This is a genomic window from Exiguobacterium sp. s43 (genome assembly GCF_018617255.1).
Lineage (GTDB): Bacteria > Bacillota > Bacilli > Exiguobacteriales > Exiguobacteriaceae > Exiguobacterium > Exiguobacterium profundum.
In genome coordinates this window covers 1-20,863 of record NZ_JACSJT010000003.1, presented here as the reverse complement: position 1 = coordinate 20,863, position 20,863 = coordinate 1, and the positions used below count along the sequence as shown (strand labels likewise).

Annotated in this window: 20 protein-coding genes, 1 rRNA gene and 1 riboswitch; of the genes, 1 reads left to right on the top strand and 20 read right to left on the bottom strand. The window is 49.7% G+C overall.

Annotation, left to right across the window (positions count from 1 at the left end; all coding sequences use genetic code 11):
* Positions 1 to 17: 17 nt before the first annotated feature.
* The 18 genes from pcrB to purE form a co-directional block, all read right to left on the bottom strand.
* Positions 18 to 698: a heptaprenylglyceryl phosphate synthase gene (pcrB, locus tag KNO79_RS12485; protein ID WP_214691440.1), complete on the bottom strand. Its 681-nt coding sequence runs from the start codon at positions 696 to 698 to the stop codon at positions 18 to 20.
* A gap of 89 nt (positions 699 to 787) precedes the next feature.
* Positions 788 to 1,021 carry a hypothetical protein gene (locus KNO79_RS12480; protein WP_214691439.1) on the bottom strand — a complete coding sequence of 78 codons (234 nt, stop codon included), beginning with the start codon at positions 1,019 to 1,021 and terminating at the stop codon, positions 788 to 790.
* A gap of 12 nt (positions 1,022 to 1,033) precedes the next feature.
* Entirely contained in the window at positions 1,034 to 2,416 is a 1,383-nt protein-coding gene (locus tag KNO79_RS12475) for a TrkH family potassium uptake protein (RefSeq protein WP_214691438.1), read from the bottom strand.
* A 35-nt stretch (positions 2,417 to 2,451) separates the two neighbouring features.
* Positions 2,452 to 2,757 (bottom strand): YerC/YecD family TrpR-related protein, encoded by a 306-nt coding sequence (locus KNO79_RS12470; protein ID WP_015880718.1) that lies wholly within the window; start codon positions 2,755 to 2,757, stop codon positions 2,452 to 2,454.
* A gap of 67 nt (positions 2,758 to 2,824) precedes the next feature.
* Positions 2,825 to 4,567 (bottom strand): adenine deaminase C-terminal domain-containing protein, encoded by a 1,743-nt coding sequence (locus KNO79_RS12465; protein ID WP_214691437.1) that lies wholly within the window; start codon positions 4,565 to 4,567, stop codon positions 2,825 to 2,827.
* A 182-nt stretch (positions 4,568 to 4,749) separates the two neighbouring features.
* Positions 4,750 to 7,038 carry a bifunctional diguanylate cyclase/phosphodiesterase gene (locus KNO79_RS12460; RefSeq protein ID WP_214691436.1) on the bottom strand — a complete coding sequence of 763 codons (2,289 nt, stop codon included), beginning with the start codon at positions 7,036 to 7,038 and terminating at the stop codon, positions 4,750 to 4,752.
* A 93-nt stretch (positions 7,039 to 7,131) separates the two neighbouring features.
* The gene (gene purD, locus KNO79_RS12455; RefSeq protein WP_159563486.1) at positions 7,132 to 8,385 is read right to left on the bottom strand and encodes a phosphoribosylamine--glycine ligase; all 1,254 of its coding nucleotides are present in this window, start codon (positions 8,383 to 8,385) and stop codon (positions 7,132 to 7,134) included.
* Positions 8,386 to 8,399: 14 nt separating this feature from the next.
* Positions 8,400 to 9,920, bottom strand: coding sequence for a bifunctional phosphoribosylaminoimidazolecarboxamide formyltransferase/IMP cyclohydrolase (gene purH, locus KNO79_RS12450; RefSeq protein ID WP_214691435.1), 1,521 nt, complete (start codon positions 9,918 to 9,920; stop codon positions 8,400 to 8,402).
* Positions 9,917 to 10,495, bottom strand: a complete 579-nt coding sequence (gene purN, locus KNO79_RS12445; protein WP_214691434.1) for a phosphoribosylglycinamide formyltransferase — start codon at positions 10,493 to 10,495, stop codon at positions 9,917 to 9,919. The genes purH and purN overlap by 4 nt, the downstream gene beginning before the upstream one ends.
* Positions 10,492 to 11,526 carry a phosphoribosylformylglycinamidine cyclo-ligase gene (purM, locus tag KNO79_RS12440; protein WP_074037834.1) on the bottom strand — a complete coding sequence of 345 codons (1,035 nt, stop codon included), beginning with the start codon at positions 11,524 to 11,526 and terminating at the stop codon, positions 10,492 to 10,494. The genes purN and purM overlap by 4 nt, the downstream gene beginning before the upstream one ends.
* A gap of 12 nt (positions 11,527 to 11,538) precedes the next feature.
* Entirely contained in the window at positions 11,539 to 12,948 is a 1,410-nt protein-coding gene (gene purF / locus KNO79_RS12435; RefSeq protein ID WP_159563484.1) for an amidophosphoribosyltransferase, read from the bottom strand.
* Positions 12,924 to 15,143 (bottom strand): phosphoribosylformylglycinamidine synthase subunit PurL, encoded by a 2,220-nt coding sequence (purL, locus tag KNO79_RS12430; RefSeq protein ID WP_214691433.1) that lies wholly within the window; start codon positions 15,141 to 15,143, stop codon positions 12,924 to 12,926. Before purL ends, purF begins: the two co-directional genes overlap by 25 nt.
* Positions 15,127 to 15,807 (bottom strand): phosphoribosylformylglycinamidine synthase subunit PurQ, encoded by a 681-nt coding sequence (gene purQ / locus KNO79_RS12425; protein ID WP_015880709.1) that lies wholly within the window; start codon positions 15,805 to 15,807, stop codon positions 15,127 to 15,129. The genes purL and purQ overlap by 17 nt, the downstream gene beginning before the upstream one ends.
* Entirely contained in the window at positions 15,804 to 16,046 is a 243-nt protein-coding gene (gene purS / locus KNO79_RS12420) for a phosphoribosylformylglycinamidine synthase subunit PurS (protein WP_159563481.1), read from the bottom strand. Before purS ends, purQ begins: the two co-directional genes overlap by 4 nt.
* Positions 16,043 to 16,747, bottom strand: coding sequence for a phosphoribosylaminoimidazolesuccinocarboxamide synthase (gene purC / locus KNO79_RS12415; RefSeq protein ID WP_214691432.1), 705 nt, complete (start codon positions 16,745 to 16,747; stop codon positions 16,043 to 16,045). Before purC ends, purS begins: the two co-directional genes overlap by 4 nt.
* Before the next feature lie 49 nt (positions 16,748 to 16,796).
* Positions 16,797 to 18,089 carry an adenylosuccinate lyase gene (gene purB, locus KNO79_RS12410; RefSeq protein ID WP_015880706.1) on the bottom strand — a complete coding sequence of 431 codons (1,293 nt, stop codon included), beginning with the start codon at positions 18,087 to 18,089 and terminating at the stop codon, positions 16,797 to 16,799.
* Positions 18,086 to 19,180 carry a 5-(carboxyamino)imidazole ribonucleotide synthase gene (gene purK / locus KNO79_RS12405; RefSeq protein ID WP_214691431.1) on the bottom strand — a complete coding sequence of 365 codons (1,095 nt, stop codon included), beginning with the start codon at positions 19,178 to 19,180 and terminating at the stop codon, positions 18,086 to 18,088. The genes purB and purK overlap by 4 nt, the downstream gene beginning before the upstream one ends.
* Positions 19,180 to 19,668: a 5-(carboxyamino)imidazole ribonucleotide mutase gene (gene purE, locus KNO79_RS12400; protein ID WP_214691430.1), complete on the bottom strand. Its 489-nt coding sequence runs from the start codon at positions 19,666 to 19,668 to the stop codon at positions 19,180 to 19,182. Before purE ends, purK begins: the two co-directional genes overlap by 1 nt.
* A gap of 68 nt (positions 19,669 to 19,736) precedes the next feature.
* Positions 19,737 to 19,838: riboswitch (purine riboswitch) on the bottom strand.
* A 146-nt stretch (positions 19,839 to 19,984) separates the two neighbouring features.
* Between purE and KNO79_RS12395 the strand changes: the two genes are divergently transcribed.
* Positions 19,985 to 20,455: an NUDIX hydrolase gene (locus KNO79_RS12395; RefSeq protein ID WP_159563478.1), complete on the top strand. Its 471-nt coding sequence runs from the start codon at positions 19,985 to 19,987 to the stop codon at positions 20,453 to 20,455.
* Between the two features lie 42 nt (positions 20,456 to 20,497).
* On the opposite strand, the gene KNO79_RS12390 is transcribed toward KNO79_RS12395, so the two are convergent.
* Positions 20,498 to 20,689: an NETI motif-containing protein gene (locus KNO79_RS12390; RefSeq protein ID WP_015880702.1), complete on the bottom strand. Its 192-nt coding sequence runs from the start codon at positions 20,687 to 20,689 to the stop codon at positions 20,498 to 20,500.
* An 87-nt stretch (positions 20,690 to 20,776) separates the two neighbouring features.
* Positions 20,777 to 20,863 (bottom strand): 5S ribosomal RNA (rrf, locus tag KNO79_RS12385); the annotation flags it as partial.

Below are 20,863 nucleotides of genomic sequence, written 5' to 3'. Positions count from 1 at the left end.
AAACGTTTGTTCTTATTTTATCGGAGTGCTCGTACAGTCGCAAGTGCTCCAGCTAAGTCTTCATAAATGATATTGCCGACAACAATCGTGTCGACATGTGCACCCATTAATCGTGCCGTCTCTTCTCCCTCGATGCCACCACCGTAAAAGAGATGTGCATCAGGTAACGCCAAACGAATCTCTTTGACGACATCAGGATTCCCGAGTCGTCCACTATATTCGATATAGAGCGAGGGAAGACGGAACAAGTGATGTCCAACTTCCGCGTATGCCACGGACTCTTCGATCGTCAAATCGCATCGTGCTTCCGTCACGTCAGCGACTTTCGCGTCCGGGTTCAAGACGAGATACCCTTGAGCCGTTACAAGACGGTCATCAAAGAAATGGCCGTATCGTTCAAACGCACGAGCATGATGTCCAATGATCCATTCCGGAGTTCCCGCATTCAGCACGGTGGGCACGAAGTAATGATTGAATCCGTGGATGACTTGACTAGGATGACTAATCTCAAGTGCGATTGGAATCCCGGCATCTCGGACTCTAGCATATAGCGCAAATGTATTCTCTGCATCAACCCCATCCGTTCCTCCAATCAAAAAGGCGTCGGTCCCAGAATGGATGAGGGCCTCGAGCGCCTCATCTGTGAGTTCCTTATTCGGATCTAGTTTAAACACATGTCGCCACGTCTGAAATTCCAACTCATTCCCTCCTATCGAATCCTTCTCTAGTGTATCGATTTTTTTCCTCCCGTGCATCTCCCCAACAAAAAAAGACTTGCCGAAGCAAGTCACGAACGTACCGTACGATTCCGTTCCCGATCCGTCAACCATTTCGCAACAAGCAAGGCGAATAGACCGTAAACGGGGACGAACCAGAGCGGATTCGCTAAAAAGAATCCGAGCACCGGTATGTCAAGGAGCGGCGAGTCCGGTGAACAGAGCGCCGTTCCATTGACGATGGCGATAAACGGAAGAACCGGAACAATAAAGACGTATCCGAAGTTGATCCAAAATGCTTTCATATGACAATCTCCTTATCCTAAGATGATTGATTCTTTCGGATAGTTATACATCCGCTTCGGTTGTCTCCGTTGCAGGATGAGAATGAAGGCGATGACGCCGATCCGACCGATGAACATGAGAATCGTCAACACCCATTTTCCAACGTTACTAAATTCGGAGGACAATCCGACGGATAGGCCCGTCGTCCCGAACGCAGAACACGCCTCGAATAAGATTCGTGTCAACGAAGCATCCTCAAAATAAGCCATGACCATGACACCTGATAGTAACACGGCAAGCGAGACCGTAATGATAACGAACGCTTTCCAAATATCTTCAAGGACGATTTCACGACCGAAAATTTTGATGGACGAGTCCCCGCGAATGAAGGCGATGACAGCGAGAACGGCTACAGCAAACGTTGTCGTCCGAATCCCCCCACCGACAGACGATGGAGACGCCCCGATGAACATAAGGATGGACAGAAGCAACATGCTCGCTTCAGAGAACAAATTGACATCTACCGTCGATAGACCACCATTTCGTGTCGTCACGGATTGGAACAACGAATCCGAAAGTGCCAACCAAAGCGGCAAGTCTTTAAAGGCATTGTTGTATTCAAAGATGAACAAGCCGACCGTACCGACGGCAATCAAAATAAAGAAGGTCGAAACCGTCAATTTCGTGAACAAAGAGAATCGACTTGGGAACGTATGACGTTTTCGAGTGATTCGGCTCACCAAGTACGTTCGAATTTCTACAAGCACTGGGAATCCGATGGCACCACCGGTCATGAGCGCGATTTGTGTAAAGATGACGAACGGGTCCTCACGGAATGGTGCGAGCGAACTTCCCGTAATGTCAAACCCGGCATTCGTCGTCGCACTGACCGACCCGAACAATCCTTGCAAGAAGGCTTCTCCGGCGGTATCAAAATAACTTAAGTAATGGACCCCGAGCAAGACGGCACCGACCGCTTCAATGGCGATTACGGTGATGACGATTTCCGTGATGTATTTGACGATACCAGACATCGACGTCTGGTTTTGGTCGCGTAAAATCAGTTGTCTTTCCCTAAACCCAATTCGTTTCCCAAGTAAGATCCACATGATGACGTGCAAACTGATCAATCCGACACCGCTCACTTGGACGATGAACAGGATGATAAATAAGCCGAACGTGGAGAAAGTATCGGTGACTACAATCGGTGTCAGACCGGTGACACTGACACAGCTCACCGCAAAGAAGACAAGATCGGTAAATGTGATCGTCACTCCGGGCTTGTGGGCGATTGGTAAGGCGAGAAGCAAAACTGATAAAATCGCTGCCGCACTATAAATTAATACGAGTGTTTGAACCGGTGTTAAATTTCGAAAGAACAATTGTAAGTTCTGTTTCATGAATTTCTGTTGCATCTCGCCCCTCCCCTCCATCAAAAACAAGATGACTCTTACGAGTCACCTTTTGTTTGTTGTAGACGTTCAAGAGCGAGATCGTATCCGCCTGTCCCATAGTTCAAGCATCGCTTCACACGTGAAATCGTGGCCGTTGAGGCGCCTGTCGCATCCTCAATTTTATGATACGTGTTTCCTTCACGAATTTGCCGCGCCACTTCAAGTCGTTGCGCAAGTGCTTGAATTTCATTAACAGTCGCTAAATCTTCGAATAATTGATAACAGTCTTCGAGTGTCTCGAGCTTCAAAATCGCTTCAAACAATTGATCAAGCTCTCGACCTCGTAATTTATCGAGTTGCATCCGCAAGCATCCTCTCTACTCATACTTCTTTATCATTCTAAAGCAGGGGCGCCTTGGACTCAACTATTCATCGCAAAATCGCAGGAAATAGTACTTGTTTCTTCATGACTTCGTAAATGCCGAGAGGTGTCGCCCGAACATACGGCAAATGGGTAGACGCTAAAAATAGTAATGTATAGATCGGGTCTTCGAACTGATAGCCCCTCGCCATGAGCTCGTCTCGCAGCTGTTTCTCTTGACCGATGAGCACTTCAAGTGGCTCCGTCGACGTCATCCCACAGAGTGGCAACGGAATCTCCGCAACAATTTCGCCCTTGTCTACGAGGACAATCCCGCCTCCAAGTTCGTTCATTCGTTTGAACGCCAGTAACATATCTTGTTTACATTTTCCTAGAATCAAGTAGTCCCCACTGATCGAGTACGAACTGACAAGTCCACCAAAATCTCGAGCGAATCCTTTCAGGACTGTGTTCAATCGCCATTTCCCTTCTTTATCAAGCAACATGAGAAACGATTCGTCTCCATCACGCGGTAATTCATCTTGACCCGTGTCATGCGTAATTTTAAACAGCTTCATGATGACCGAGTTGATCATGTCGAGTCCGACCGGCATGCTGAAGGACAAGTCTTGTGGCGTAAGCTCGATTGAAACGTCTGTCGACGGCATCATGTCGAGGACTGCTTCCACTAATTCGTTCGGGAAAAGCGATACCCCATCACGATAAATCCATTGCCCTTTCGCGATAACGGCCGTCGGACGCGGTTCCTCGATGGCATCTAGAATGTTCAAATGCGCGATGCGGCCTGGCGCAATTGCACCTAAAATATGATCGAGGTCAAAATGACGAGCCACGTTATGAGAGACAATCCGGTAGGCTTCGATGGCCGGTAATCCCGCTTCGATCAAAATGCGGACGAGAGCATCCTGCATGCCGTCCTCATAAAAGCCCGGTGTCGAACCGTCCGTCGTCACCATGAGATGGTCGAACGCCGTCAATCCATTCGCCAATAGGTCACGAATCATCTCCGGCAGGTCCGGACGAATCGAGGAATGTCGAAGCGTCGTCGTATAACCTAGTTCCAATCGATTGAACGCCTCTTCCGCCGTCATCGCCTCATGGTCGCTGTGTACTCCCATCAACGCCATTTTAGTCAATGTCTTCGGCGACGCCCCCGGAAAATGTCCCTCGACCGGCAAACCGCACGTCTCGGCGTCAAGCATCCACTGAAGCATCTCATCATCGCCCTTCAAGGCGCGTGGCCATGCCGTCAATTCACCTGCCATGACGACGTCCGGATGGTTAAACCACTCATGAACGCGTTCCGAGTCGACAGCCACGCTCTCTCGGTCCAGCTCCGTTTGCGTATCCAATCGTGCCCACCAATACGTACTCGTCGGTAATTGCTGAATCGCATCGAGCTGCGCAAACGCTTGCTCTTTCTCTTGTAAAAAAAGCAGCATGTTGTCATTGACGAGCGTCGTCGTTCCACGCTCTCCTGCATATTTTGACAACGTCGCCGGATTGTATAATTGAAACGGATGAGCGTGAGGCTCGATATACCCAGGTACAATATACTTTCCTGTCACATCGACCGTTTCGACCGCTGATTCTGGTAAGTCTGGACCGACATACACGATCCGATCTCCCTCAATCCAAATATTTGCGGTTCTCCATTGTTTTACATAAACGTTCAAATACGTTGCGTTTTGTAAGACGAGCGAAGGTGGTCGCAATCGATCCACGACTTCAAGTTGTGAACGAATCATCACTTTAGACCACGGTGCCCGCGCCGTTCTTTTTGTTGGCATCGAACCCAATCCTCCCTTTTCCCTTGCAAAGCTATTAAAAAATAGTTTTGAAAGCGTTTTCTTTCCCTGTTTCAAGTTTACCTTTTCTCTGAATGGGTCGCAAGTTATGTTCCCTATTGTAACAAATTTCACATATATTTTTCACAAAAAAAGACGACTCTCCCTGTGAAGAGTCGCCTACATCAAATTTGAGTCATGACCGTTTTTCGTAAGTACAGGTGCAATTGATCGACCGGAATCGGTTTACTGTAATGATAACCTTGAATGAGCGAACCACTATATTCTAATACGAACGCAAGCTGTTCCGGTCGCTCGACCCCTTCCGTGACGATCTCGAGTCCAAGCGTTTGGAAAGTTTGATACAGCCCTTCTAACAGCGCGCGGTCAAACTTATTCTCCGGAATCCCTTTCACGAAGTTCTGATCGATTTTAACGATGTCGAGACGCAGGGATTGCAGGTATGAAAGTGACGATGTCCCAACACCGAAGTCATCGAGTGATATTTTGACCCCGATGGCCTTTAACGCTTGAATGAACTGTTGAAGTTCATACACATTCCCACCGACTTCACTCTCTGTGATTTCCACATGCAACCGGTGTGGGGGAAATCCTGTCTTAGCGAGCGTCTCCTCCAACGCTTCTAAAAACGAGCCGTCTAAAATCTGACGTTTCGAGACGTTAATGGATAAAAATAAATCAAACCGCTCTGCGTACTCTTGAATCTCGGTGATGGCGCGCACAAGCACCCAGCGTCCCACATCTGAGATGAGCCCGAGTTGCTCCGCAACCGGAATGAACACGCCGGGAGAAACGAACCCTTTCTGTGGATGGTGCCAGCGAATCAACGCCTCGACTCCTCTTACTTGAAACGGCTGCGGAGAGACGATTGGTTGGTAATAGAGTTCGAACTCATCATGACGCAACGCATGACGTAAATCACGTTCCATCTCGAGCGCTTGCAAGTAGTGACTCCCATCTTCAATCTCATGATAGGAAAGAATCTGATTTTTCCCGGATGCTTTGGCTTCGTGTAAGACGACATCGAGTCGCGCCATCATCACCTCATAGGAATGATGCGTCGGTCCTGTCAATTCGTCGATGCCGATACTCAAGGTCAAATGGTTCATCCCTTGCTTCAAACCCCATTCGCGCAAATCTTTCACTAATTGATTCGCGATAATCATGAGCTCCTCGGTCGTCCATTCCGAATGAATCAAGATGAACTCGTCCGCTCCGATTCTTGCAACGAATCCATCCTCTCTATAAAACATCAAACGAGAGGCAAAGAACGTCAGCATCGCATCTCCTGTACGCTGACCAAATTGATCGTTGATCCGTCGGAAGTTGTCGAGATCGATTCCCATCACTCCAATCGACCGGGTCGTTTCCGGTAAGCTCACGAACATCTCTTCGACCGCCAAACGGTTCGGAAGACGGGTCAAAGAATCTCGGAAGGCACGCGTCAACGATTCTTTTTGTGTCTGTTCGAGTGCATCGAGCACCTCGTTCATGCTGATCGCCATCTCTTCAATCTCGTCTTGTTGATTTGGATGCAACTGAATCCGTAACCGACTATTCCGTTCTTTCGTGATCCATTTGAGTTCGTTGACGATGCCCATCAATCGTTTCGTGACAATTTGATTCACCGACCAAAACAGTGTCAACAATAGACCAAGACCGAGCACAAGCAGCCCTAGCATCCCCGTTTCTAACATGGTCTGTGTATTGGTATAGTACGTTCGCTTCACCGAGAAGTTGAGTTCCCAGTTCGCATCTTGATAGACGGATTGAAGCGGTAACGAGACACGTGCAAATTGATTGTCTTCATCGACCGTCAACTGCCGGTGTGAAAGAGGACTGATCGATAATTTCGTTTTTGCTTGGGCACTCATCGCGGCCATGAAGTCTGGACCGATTTTTTGAATGATCACGAGCGTCCCACCCGGCTTTCCTGTCCCATCACTTCTCACAATCGGATGACTCATGAAGACGACCGGACCGAAATCGGTGCCATACACCGCACTTTGTTTGATTCCTGACGAGTTGACGTAACGGATCAAGTCGTTCGTGAATGTCTCTTTGTCCTCTTCACGATCTAATTCATAAAATTGAGTAAACTCCGAGTAGACGACCTCTCGATCACGGTCGAGGAAAATCATTGCGCCGACCCCCAAGTTTTCGAGTGTCTCTTCCCCCATGTTATTTTCAATGAATGTTTCATTCTGATTTTGAACAAAATCATAGGCGTTCGTCCAGACTGACCAATCTACAAGAATTCGTTCGAGCATGAGTCGGTGATTGGCGAACACTTCTGACACACTTTCGATTTGATCACGGGTCATCGCCCTGTCCTGCTCAATACTTTTCTCTACAAAATACGGTTTGATGACGAATAAAATAACACCGATGAAGAATACAATGTTCACGGCTATCGCAATAAATAATTTTGTTTGAACACGCAGGCCGACCACCCTCCTTCTTCCAGCTACTTTATTATTATTGTAGAACAGGATATCGGCATTTCCTTTTTTTCGCATGAAAAAAAGGATGGGTTGACCCATCCTTCAAATAATCTGCGTGAACGCCCGTGACCCGATATCCGTTCGGTGGAACGTCTCAGGTAAATCGAGTTGTGAAATCGCCGCATACACAGCCGTTTTCGCCTCAAGCAGTGTCGGCTTCGTCGCCGTCACAACAAGTAGACGACCTCCGCTCCCTACGACTTGATCGCCCTTCTTTGTCGTGCCGGCATGGAAGACCAGCACATCTTTCGGAAGCGACTCAAATCCTGATAACACCTGGCCCGTGATCGGTCGGTCCGGATACCCTTCGGCCGCAATGACGACCCCCATCGTATATCCATCGACCCATTCAATCAGATACGGTTCTTGACGAACGACCGCTTCAATCATGTCAAGGAGCGGCGTTTTCAAGTTCGGTAGAATGACCTCCGTTTCCGGGTCACCGAAGCGTGCATTGAATTCGATGACTTTTGGTCCATTCGCCGTCAAGATGAGACCGGCGTACAAGAATCCTTCAAATGGAGTACCTCGTTTGACCATCGTCTGCGCGAGTGGTTCTAATACGGTCTTCACCGATTCCTCATACACGTCCTTTGAAAGATGTGGCATCGGGCTATAAGCGCCCATACCACCCGTGTTCGGTCCCCTGTCGCCGTCATAGGCACGTTTATGATCTTGCGAGGTGATCATCGGAATGACACGCTCTCCCGAGACGAACGCCATGAGCGAAAACTCTTCCCCATCGAGGAACTCTTCGATGACGACTTGTGACTGTTGCCCAAATTTATCCGTCGTGAAAATATCACGTACGGCAGCTTCCGCCTCTTCGACCGTAAATGCAACCGTGACGCCTTTACCGGCAGCCAATCCGTCCGCCTTGACGACGAGTGGTGCCCCTAGCTTCTCGATATAGGCAAGCGCCGATTCCGCTTCTGTGAACGCCTCGTATGCCGCTGTCGGAATCCCGGCTTCCATCATGACTTCCTTTGCGAACGCCTTGCTTCCTTCGAGTAAGGCAGCCGCTTTCGTCGGTCCAAAGATGTTCAGTCCTTTGGCACGGAACGTATCCACGACTCCTGCCATGAGTGACGACTCCGGTCCGACAATCGTCCATTCGATCTCGTTCTCTTCTGCGAAATGGGCGAGCGCCTCCACGTCTGTTTCATGGATCGACACACACGTCATCCCTTCCATGAAGTCGTTGCCCGGTGCAACGAAGACGTGATGCCCGTCTTGTTTCAACTTCCACGCGAGCGCATGCTCGCGTCCTCCTCGACCGATGACCAATACGTTCATGACGCAAACCCCTCTCAGTGTTTGAAATGTCTGACTGATGTGAATACCATCGTGATACCATGGCGATTTGCCGCTTCAATCGATTCGGCATCGCGAATCGACCCACCCGGTTGGATGATGGCCGTGATTCCCGCTGCCGCTGCCGCTTCGACCGTATCTGCCATCGGGAAGAAGGCATCACTTCCGAGAGCCGCGCCTGTCGCGCGTTCTCCAGCTTGTTCGAAAGCGATTTTTGCTGCACCGACGCGGTTCATCTGTCCGGCACCGATTCCAATCGTCGTTTCGTCTTTTGCGACGACGATAGCGTTCGATTTGACATGCTTGACGACACGCCATGCAAGTTTCAAGTCTTCCCATTCTGATGCTGTCGGACGACGATCCGTCACGATTTGGCATGAGGCATCATCGAGTGTCATGTCATCCCCGTCTTGTACGAGCAATCCTCCCGCGACAGCCGTGAGGCGCATGCCTGTCATCTGTCCCATATCTAACGTCAACAAACGAAGATTCTTTTTCTCTTTCAATCGGTCAAGTGCTGCCTCACTAAAGGATGGAGCAATGATGATCTCTAAAAAGATGTTGCGAAGGGCATCCGCCGTTTCGAGATCGACTTCACGGTTTAAGGCGACGATTCCACCAAAGATAGAGACCGGGTCGGCCGCATGGGCACGTTCGAACGCTTGAGAAATCGTCCGTCCGACTGCAACGCCGCATGGGTTCATATGCTTGACAACGACTGCCGCCGGCTCAGTCAATTCACTGAGTGCTTCAAGTGCTGCATTCGTATCTTGAATATTGTTATACGAGAGCTCTTTCCCGTGAAGCTGTGTCGCATTCGCAAGTGTCATCCCGTCATATAACGGTGTCTTATAAAACGCCGCTTGTTGGTGTGGGTTCTCTCCATAACGAAGGTCTTGAACCTTTTCATACGTGACCGTCAACTGCTCTGGGAACGTTTCGCCGATTTGACGACCTAAGTAGTCGGCAATTAATGCGTCATAGGCAGCCGTATGTCGGAACGCTTTCGTCGCGAGACGTTGACGTGTTTCAAACGATGTACCACCTCCACGTACTTCATCAGCGACGAGTGTGTAATCACTCGGGTCCACGACGACGGTGACACTCGCATGGTTTTTCGCAGCTGAACGCAACATGCTCGGTCCACCGATATCAATGTTTTCAATCGCTTCTTCGTATGTCGTATTTTCTTTTGCAATCGTCTCTTTGAACGGATACAGATTGACGACCACATAATCGATTGGTTCGATGTGATGATTTTTCATTTGTGCGACATGCGTATCAAGGTCGCGACGTCCGAGCAATCCCCCGTGAACGAGTGGGTGCAACGTTTTGACACGGCCGTCTAACATTTCAGGGAACGATGTCACTTCTGAAATGTTTTTGACTGGTAATCCTGCCTGTTGAAGCGCCGCCTCGGTCCCACCTGTTGAGATGAGCTCGATGCCCGCCTCATGCAAGACGGTTGCGAGTTCGACAATTCCCGTTTTATCAGAAACACTTAATAATGCTCTCACTTGAAAACCTCCTGTTGATTCAACACTTGTTGTAATACGCGCGGATACAGTTGGTGCTCGATCGTCTGAATACGACGTGTCGCCTCGGTGCGGTCACACCCTTCAATCTCGACGGACGCCTGTGCGATGATCGGACCCGTGTCCATCCCCGCATCCACATAATGAACGGTTACACCACTCGTCGGTACGTTGGCGTCAAGCGCCTGTCCGATCGCGTCTTTACCTGGAAAAGCGGGTAAAAGCGATGGATGAATGTTTAGAATACGGTTCGGATATGCGGATAGTAACACATTTCCGATCAAGCGCATATACCCCGCCAACACGATATAGTCTACACGAAGCGTACGGAGAAGGACGAGAATTTCTTCCTCGAACTCTTCTTTTGACGCGTACGCCTTCGGTGTAAACGAAAAATTCGGAATCCCGTGACGCTCCGCTCGATCGAGAACAGCAGCTTCTGGTTTGTCCGTCACGAGCAACACACATTCAGCAGACAAATGACCATCGGTGATTGCTTGCCAAATCGCTTCGGCGTTACTTCCCGATCCTGACGCAAAGATAGCAAATCGTTTCATTGGTCCACTCCTGAGATCCGGATGCCTGGACGACTCTCGACTTTCCCGATTCGGTGCGCGGTCTCCCCGACACGTTCAAGCGCCGCTTCGACGAGTTCCACGTCTTCAGGACGTACCGTGATCATATAACCAATCCCCATATTGAAGACGTTGAACATTTCTTGCTTCGAGATGTTCCCGACTTGTTCGAGCCAGTCGAATACAGGAAGACTCGGCCAACTCGAGGCATCGAACGTGATGCCGAGACCTTCTGGCAACATGCGAGGGACATTCTCATAGAAGCCACCACCTGTGATGTGTGCCATCCCTTGAACCTTCCCTGTCGAAATCGCCGCTTTCGCCGCTTCGGCATAAATCCGTGTCGGCAACAGCAAGGCGTTCCCGAGTGTCGTATCGAGCATCGCAATCTCATCCGTATAATGAAGACCTTGTGATTCAACAATATGACGTACAAGCGAGAACCCATTCGAGTGGACGCCTGAAGATGCAAGTCCGAGCACAACGTCTCCATCCTGAATCGTCGAACCGTCGAGCAAGTTTTCTTTCTCCACGACACCGACCGCAAATCCAGCAATATCATATTCGCCATCCGGATACATCCCCGGCATTTCAGCGGTTTCGCCACCGACGAGGGCGCAGCCGGCTTGGACACATCCTTCCGCAACACCGGCGACGATTCGCTCAAGTTTAGCCGGTTCTGCTTTTCCGGTCGCAATATAGTCGAGGAAATAGAGCGGTTCTGCCCCATGCACGAGACAATCGTTGACGCACATGGCGACGCAGTCGATTCCAATCGTGTCATGCTGGTCGAGCGCGAACGCCAATTTCAGTTTCGTCCCGACCCCGTCGGTCCCGCTCACGAGAATCGGGTGTTTCATGTTCATCGAACCGAGATCAATCATCGCTCCGAAACTACCGAGTCCTGTCATCACTTCCGGACGCATTGTCCGAGCAACATGACGTTTCATACGGGATACGGCCTCGTACCCTGCTTCTAAATTCACACCCGCTTGTTCATAACGAACGCTCATTGCATTTCCCCCTTAAGCCTTTGTCTCTGTCACGAGTTCTGCAAGTTCAGTCGGATAAAGTCCCGTGAAGCATGCAGCACACTGCCCGCGTAGTGCTCCTTCAAATGGACGATCGATGGCTTCGACCGTTCCATCCAATGTGAGGAACGCTAGTGAATCGGCACCAATCTCTTCTCTGATTTCTTCAACGGATTTGGTTGCCGCAATTAACTCTTCCTTGGTCGATGTATCGATTCCGTAGTAACACGGATGTTTGATCGGTGGTGACGTGATGCGCACATGCACTTCCGTCGCGCCTGCCTCCCGGAGTAACGAAACGATTCGACGACTCGTCGTTCCTCGGACGATGGAATCATCGACCATGATGACGCGTTTCCCGTTTACGACACCGCGTAACGCTGATAACTTCATCTTCACGCCGCGCTCCCGTAATTCCTGAGACGGTTGAATGAACGTACGTCCGACGTAACGATTTTTAATGAGTCCCATTTCGTATGGGATTCCGCTCGCCTCAGCGTAACCGATTGCCGCGGAAATACTTGAATCCGGCACACCTGTCACGACATCTGCTTCGACCGGTGCTTCTTCAAACATCTTTTTCCCCATGGCCTTACGTGCCGTATGCACGTTGATGCCATCGATGATAGAGTCCGGTCGTGAGAAGTAGATGTATTCCATTGAACACATGGCACGGACTGCCGCTTCACTGAATCGCTCCGACGTGATCCCTTCATTCGTGACCATGAGCAATTCTCCTGGTTCAACATCTCGTACGTACGTCGCCCCCACGACGTCAAACGCACACGTTTCCGAAGCGAACACGTAAGCCCCGTCTTCGGTTTGTCCAAGTGACAATGGACGTAACCCATGCACGTCGACACCGACGTACAGTGCATCTTCCGTCAAGAATAGGAAAGCGAATGCCCCTACGAGACGAGCCAAGCTGTCGGCGATTCGTTCTTTCAACGAATTGCCGCGACTTCGCTTGATGAGGTGAGCCACGACTTCCGTGTCGGACGTCGTCTGGAAGATCGCGCCTTCCGCTTCGAGCATATGTTTCAATTCGTTCGCATTCACGAGGTTTCCGTTATGCGCCATCGCCAAATCCCCAGTCAACGACTTGAAATGGAGCGGTTGAACGTTCTCTAACGTATTGCCGCCTGCCGTTGAGTAGCGGACATGCCCAATCGCATGATTCCCCGTGAGTGTGTCGAGTGACGTCTCATCGAACACCTCGGTAACGAGACCGAGTCCTCGTTTCGCATGGAGACGTTCTCCGTCTGCCGTGACGATCCCCGTTCCTTCTTGGCCACGGTGTTGCAAGCTGTGCAGTCCGTAATAGGCAAGGTGTGAGGCTTCGATGTGACCGAACACACCGAAGACGCCGCACTCCTCGTTCATGCCTCGGATGTCATATAACATGGAATAGCTCCTTCCCATACACGTTCCAACTCTTTCACGTCCATTTCAATCAAGCGGTCGCTTGCGCGAACGACAAGGGTCGGGGCTTCTGTCACTGTCCCGATTGCTGTCCCGTTCGTCATGCGCGCGAATGACTCGGCATGTGCCTTGTCTACTGTCACGAGGAAACGTGACTGGGATTCACTAAATAGTGCCGTCACAAGGTCTGTGTCGATCGTCACGTGCATGCCGAACCCTGTTCCAAAGACCAGTTCCGGTAACGCTGCCGCAAGACCACCTTCTGACACGTCGTGTGCCGCCGTGACCAGACCTTCACGGATGGCGTGAAGCAATACCTTCTGTGTCTGACGTTCTTCTTCAAGGTCGAGTGTCGGTGCATGACCGCTCACTTTTCCGTCTTGCAACATTTGAAGGGCACTTCCGCCAAATTCTGCTTTTGTCTCACCGAGTAAGAAGACGACGTCCCCCGCTTGTTTCGCAAACGATGTCGTAATATGTTCTGGTTTTTCGATGAGTCCGACCATTCCAACGACCGGTGTCGGGTAGATGGATTGTCCGTTCGATTCGTTATACAGCGATACGTTCCCACCGATGACCGGCGTATCAAGCGTACGACACGCTTCTGCCATTCCTTCGACGGCTTGATCGAGCTGCCAGAACCCTTCCGGTTTATCCGGGCTCCCGAAATTGAGGCAGTCCGTCAAAGCGAGTGGTTCTGCACCACTTGCGACGATGTTTCGCGCCGCCTCCGCGACAGCGATGGCTCCACCGACACGTGGATCGAGATAGACATATTTTGCGTTGCAGTCCGTCGTCATCGCGAGCGACTTCTCCGTCTCACGAATGCGAATGACTGCGGCATCACTACCCGGTGCGACGACTGTCGACGTTTGTACCATATGGTCATATTGCTCATACACCCAACGTTTCGAGGCGATGCTCGGCATCGCAAGGACGTCTTTCCATGTCGCCATCACATCTTCGACAACTGGTGTGACCGGCTCCATCGCTTGGAATGCTTCGTAATATGCCGGGACTTTAGACGGTTTATGATAGACAGGAGCGTCTTCGGCGAGTGCATCGACCGGTACTTCCGCCGCGACTTCACCTTGATGAACGAGACGAAGTACTTTTTCTTCAATGACTTCTCCGACTTTGACTGCATGAAGTCCCCACTTCGTGACGATTGCTTCGATTTCGTCTTCATGTCCAGCTTTGACGACGAGAAGCATCCGCTCTTGCGATTCCGATAGCATCATCTCGTAAGGTGTCATGCCTGTCTCACGTTGTGGGACGAGGTCTAGATTCATCTCGATTCCCATCCCTGCTTTCGATGCCATCTCTGCTGACGATGACGTCAATCCGGCTGCGCCCATGTCTTGAATCCCGACGAGCGCCGGGTGCTTGATGACTTCGAGACACGCTTCGATCAAGAGCTTCTCCATGAACGGGTCTCCGACTTGGACGGCTGGACGTTTCTCGTCCGCGTCTTCCCCGAGTTCTTCAGAAGCGAACGTGGCACCATGGATTCCGTCACGTCCTGTCGTTGCTCCGACGTACATGACCGAGTTCCCTACACCTTCCGCGATTCCTTTTTGAATGTCTTCATGACGGATGAAGCCGACGCACATTGCGTTGACGAGTGGGTTTCCTGAGTAAGCCGGGTCAAAGGCGACTTCCCCACCGACAGTCGGGATGCCGACACAGTTCCCGTATCCAGCGATGCCGGATACGACATGACCGAATAAATGTTTCACACGTGATTCGTTCAAATCTCCGAAACGGAGTGAGTTCAATAAAGCAATCGGACGGGCGCCCATCGAGAAGATGTCACGGATGATTCCGCCAACCCCAGTCGCCGCTCCTTGATAAGGCTCGATCGCGGATGGATGGTTATGACTCTCGATTTTAAAGGCGACGGCTTGGCCGTCTCCGATGTCGACGATTCCAGCCCCTTCTCCCGGTCCTTGTAAGACGTGCTTGCCGGTTGTCGGAAACTTCCGGAGCACCGGTTTCGAGTTTTTGTACGAACAGTGTTCAGACCACATGACCGAGAAGAGACCGATCTCTGTATAATTCGGTTCCCGGCCAAGCAGTGAGACGACGAGCGCGTATTCGTCGTCCGATAATCCCATCATGGCATAGATCCGTTCATCACGGATTTGTGTAGCTGTCGGTTCAGTTGTAAGTAACATGTCGTGCCCCCCATTTTACGATTGACGTGAATAACCGTTTACCGTCTTCCCCACCGAGCAACGCTTCGACCGCACGCTCCGGGTGTGGCATCATGCCGAGTACGTTCCCTGCCTCGTTCGTGATGCCGGCGATGTTTTCGACCGATCCGTTCGGGTTCTCTTTATAGGTGAACGCAATCTGGCCATTTGCCTTCAATGCCGCAAGTGTCGCATCATCACAGTAGTAGTTGCCCTCACCGTGTGCGATTGGCACGCGAATCGTTTCCTGTGCCGCGTACTCACTTGTGAACATCGTCTCGTTGTTTTCGACGACGAGGTCGACGGTCTTACACATGAATTTCAAATCGCGGTTTCGCATCAATACGCCTGGAAGGAGTCCCGCTTCGACGAGCACTTGGAATCCGTTACATACCCCGAGTACCGGGCGTCCTTCTTCCGCGAAACGCTTCACTTCAGCCATGATTGGTGAAAACTGGGCGATTGACCCGCAGCGCAAGTAGTCTCCGTATGAGAAACCGCCTGGTAAGAGGACCCCATCGAATCCTTCAAGTGAAGTCTCTGTATGGAACACGTATTCCGCTTCTTCCCCGAGCACATCTTTTACCGCGTGGTACATGTCGAGGTCACAGTTTGATCCTGGAAAGACGATGACCGCAAACTTCATGCGAGTACCCCCATCTCGATTTCATAATTCTCAATGACCGTATTGACGAGTAACTTCTCACACATCTCTTTGACCATGTTTTCTGTCGTGTCGTCCGCTACTTGAAGCTCGATCACTTTCCCGATGCGCACCGATTCAACTCCAGCGAATCCGAGATGTTCGAGCCCGCCTTTTACGGCAACTCCTTGTGGGTCGAGTACACTTTCACGTAATGTCACATACACGTTTACTTTTTTCATTGTCCGTTTCCCCCTATGCGTGTTAACAATTGTCCATACGTCTCAGTCAAAGAACCTAAATCGCGACGGAATACATCTTTATCAAGCTTTTGTTTCGTTTCTTTGTCCCAAAGGCGGCACGTATCCGGTGAGATTTCATCCGCCAAGATGATCGTCCCATCCACTTTTCCAAACTCTAGTTTGAAATCGATCACGTCGATGCCGTGTTGACCAAAGAAATCGAGCAAGACATCGTTTACCCAAAGCCCGAGTTGTCGCAATGTTTCGACTTCTTTGTGTGTAGCAACTTGCAATAATCGGATATGATCCTCCGTGAGGAGTGGGTCCCCAAGCGCATCGTCCTTATAATAAAACTCGACAATCGGTGCGAGGAGCGGTTTTCCTTCTTCCCAACCGAGACGTTTCGCCAGACTACCGGCCGCGACGTTGCGGACGACCACTTCTAACGGAATGATGTCGACACGGCGGACCAACTGTTCCCGGTCTGAGATTTGTTTGATAAAGTGCGTCGGAATCTTGTTGTCATGCATCAATTCGAACAACTGGGTCGTGATGGCATTGTTTAAAATCCCCTTCCCATCAATCGACTCTTTCTTTTCTCCATTGAATGCTGTCGCATCGTCTTTATAGTACACACGAAGCACACCCGCTTCTTCTGTCTCAAATAACGCCTTCGCCTTGCCCTCATAAATTGCTTTCATCTGAACCGTTCCCCCTTAAAAGTGAGAGGGGCTTGTCGCCCCTCAACGATTACAAACCACAGCGTTCAAAAATCGTATCGACACGGCGTACGTGATAACGCGGGTCGAACAACTCATCGAGCTCTTCACTCGTAAAGAGTGCGCCCATCTCTTTGTCCTCTTCAATCAATGTACGGAACATCGTCTCTTCTTCCCATGCCTGCATCGCTTTCGGTTGAACCGCGTCGTATGCTGCTTCACGTGACCAGCCCTTCTCGATGAGACCGAGTAAGATCCGTTGCGAGAAGATGATCCCGAACGTACGGTCCATATTGCGGCGCATGTTGTCCGGGAAGACCGTCAAGTTCTTCACGATGTTACCGAAACGGTTCAACATGTAGTTGAGGAGAATCGTCGCATCCGGAATGATGATTCGTTCTGCTGATGAGTGCGAGATGTCACGTTCATGCCAGAGTGGGACATTCTCGTATGCTGTCATCATATGACCGCGAATGACGCGTGCAAGACCCGTCATATTTTCAGAACCGATTGGATTACGTTTATGCGGCATCGCAGAAGACCCTTTTTGTCCTTTCGCAAAGAACTCTTCCACTTCGCGTGTCTCTGTTTTTTGAAGTCCACGAATCTCGGTTGCCATCTTTTCAATCGATGTGGCAATCAATGCGAGTGTTGACATGTACTCGGCATGACGGTCACGTTGGAGTGTCTGTGTCGAAATCGGTGCAGCTTGGATACCGAGCTTGTCACAGACGTATGACTCGATGAACGGGTCGATATTCGCAAACGTCCCAACCGCTCCGCTCATCTTCCCGAATTCAATCGTTTCGCGAGCTGCCATGAAGCGTTTTTTGTTTCGTTTCATCTCTTCATACCAGAGGGCGAGCTTCAGACCGAACGTGGTCGGTTCCGCGTGAACGCCATGGGTACGTCCCATCATGATGTCATACTTATGTGCCTTCGCTTTTTCTGCGAGAATACCGATGAAGCGATCTAAATCGGCTTCTAAAAGATCATTCGCCTGTTTGATTAAGTACGAGAGTGCCGTGTCGACGACATCCGTCGACGTCAATCCGTAATGTACCCACTTTTTCTCTTCTCCGAGTGTCTCGGAAACGGCACGAGTGAACGCAATCACATCATGACGTGTCTCTTGTTCAATCTCTAGAATGCGATCAACATCGAACGATGCCTTGTCCCAAAGAACTTGTACATCTTCTTTCGGGATGATACCGAGTTCACTCCAAGCCTCACAGGCATAAAGTTCAACTTTTAACCAAGCCTCGAATTTGTTTTGATCAGTCCAAATGTTTGCCATCTCTGGGCGGGTGTAGCGTGAAATCATAAATCGGTCTCCTTCCAAATTGCCAGTTGTTCGATGGTATGAAGCGCTTCTTCGACCGTGTCACCAAGGACGTTCAAATGTCCCATTTTGCGACCTGTCTTCGCTTCATCTTTTCCATACAGATGTAGTTTAACATTCGATGGCAATGCTTTGACATGAAGTCGTGGCATATGCTCGCCGAGAAGGTTGACCATGACGACAGGCGATGTCAATCTCGTCCGTCCAAGGCGCATCCCGGTCACGGCTCGAATGTGTTGTTCAAATTGTGAGGTTTCACAAGCGTCAATCGTGTAGTGCCCGGAGTTGTGCGGACGCGGCGCAAGCTCATTCACATATAGACGGCCATCCGCCATGACGAACAGCTCGACAGCGAGCGTTCCCATTAAGCCGATATGGTCTGCAAGCTGGAGAGCGAGGTGTCTTGCATCCTCTTGAATCTCATTTGATACGCGAGCCGGTACAATCGATAAATGTAGGATGTTGTTGTGATGAATGTTTTCACTGATTGGGAATGTCGACGTTTCGTCATACCCTCTCGTCACAATGACTGAAATTTCTTTTTCAAATGGCAACCAAGCTTCGGCGACATATTCCTGCTCGACAAAATGTTCAACGAATGTCTGAAGGTCATGTTCCGACCGAATGACCGTCTGCCCTTTCCCGTCATAACCGAAGCGACACGTTTTGATGACAAATGGTAAGCCGAGCTTCTCATATGCCTGCCGTACATCTCGAACCGTACGTACCGAAACATACGGTGCGACACGTAGTCCTGCTGATTCAATCATCTGTTTCTCTAAAATTCGATGTTGCGTCGCCTTCAATACGTCCATACCTTGTGGACATTTTTCTTCGATGGCTGCAATCATTTCCGTATCGATGTTCTCAAATTCATAAGTCACAACGTCTGAACGAGTAGCGAGTTCTTTTGCGGCATTCACATCATTAAATGAGGCAACAATTGAATCTGCCACTTGAGCAGTCGGTGCATTTGGGTTTGGATCGAGACAAAGTGTCGTGTATCCCATTGCACTCGCACTAAGAGACATCATCCGGCCAAGTTGTCCTCCACCTAAAATTCCGATTCTCATCAGACCAACTCCTCCGTTCCTCGAATCGCCATCTCTTGTTTCTTCTCACGAAATGCATCAAGTCGATTTGTAATGTCTGTGGAGTGGATGCTGAGGATTTGAGCAGCCAATAACCCTGCATTCGTTGCTCCCGCTTTTCCGATGGCAACAGTTGCTACTGGAACTCCTGCAGGCATCTGAACAATGGAGAGTAGCGAATCCATTCCATTGAGTGCTTTCGACTTTACCGGGACACCGATGACAGGAAGTGTTGTTTTCGCAGCGACCATTCCAGGAAGGTGGGCTGCCCCACCAGCACCCGCAACGATCACTTGGATGCCTCTGCTTCGTGCCTCTTCAGCATATTCGAACATAAGGTCTGGTGTACGGTGAGCTGATACGACTTGTTTTTCATATGGAATCTGTAATTCATCCAACACGTCACATGTATGTTTCATCGTCTCCCAATCAGATGAACTTCCCATGATTACTCCAACTGCTACGTTCATTCCCAATGTCCCCCTTACAAAAAGAAATCCCTAAACCGACAATCAGTTTAGGGTATAGGCATGACAAATACACGTCCGCTACACCCCATAGTCTGATCAGAATCGGTGATCAGGTAGAAACTTGCAAGCCATTTCCTTGCGATTATATGGAGCACTATTTATTTTTCTTATCTCACACGCCTATCGTACCTTGTTCTTTGAAAACATGTCAATAAACTGCGAACATTTTAATTGTCTGAATATTTATCGTTCGCTTTTTAGACGTTATCAGCATAATCATCTTCGGTAATGTATGCTATTGAAAAGGGGGAGTTAGATGAGTTACATCGCAAGTTTACGGGAAGTGATTGGGAATCGTCCGATTATCAGTGTGGGAGCAACCATTTTGGTCATCAATCAAAAGCAAGAGGTACTGATGCAATTCCGATCGGATACACTTGACTGGGGGTTACCAGGAGGATCGATGGAGCTCGGGGAAACGTTGGAAGAAGTCGCTGCAAGAGAATTAAAAGAAGAAACTGGACTTCTCGCTGAGCAATTTGAATTAATCCAAGTCTTTTCCGGTTCAGATGGTTACTTCAAATATCCAAACGGAGACGAGACATACGGTGTCATTCATTTATACCAGGCGAAAGGAGTACATGGAGCGCTCGTCATGGAAGATGGTGAAAGTTTGGCTCTTGAATACTTTAGTAAAGAGAATCTTCCTAAAAAGATAGAAAAACGAGCTCAAACTTTATTGGATGCGCTTGGAGATCGATGCTTTGAACGCGAACATTCATTTTGAGACATAAAAAAGCCGTCACACAATCTGCGTGACGGCTTGGCATTAGGATTCTTTAGAGACGCATTCAAATAAAATCGATTGATGGGAATGGACAGGTTCATCTTTGGCTCCCGTTTGCTCAAAGACGGGCTTTTCAATACGGCGTATAGGACGATAACCCATTTCATTGATTCGATCTAAACATTCACTGACCGTTTCATTTGGTTCGACATATACTTTGATCTTCTTAGCCATTGCTTCTTACGTCCTCTCTTCCACTAAGCTGAATCGATGATATGAAAAAACGGCGGCCCTTGAGCGAATGCTCCAGAACCACCGTTTGCCTGGCAACGTCCTATCCTCACAGGGGGAGATCCCCCAACTACTTTCGGCGCTGAGACGCTTAACTTCCGTGTTCGGCATGGGAAC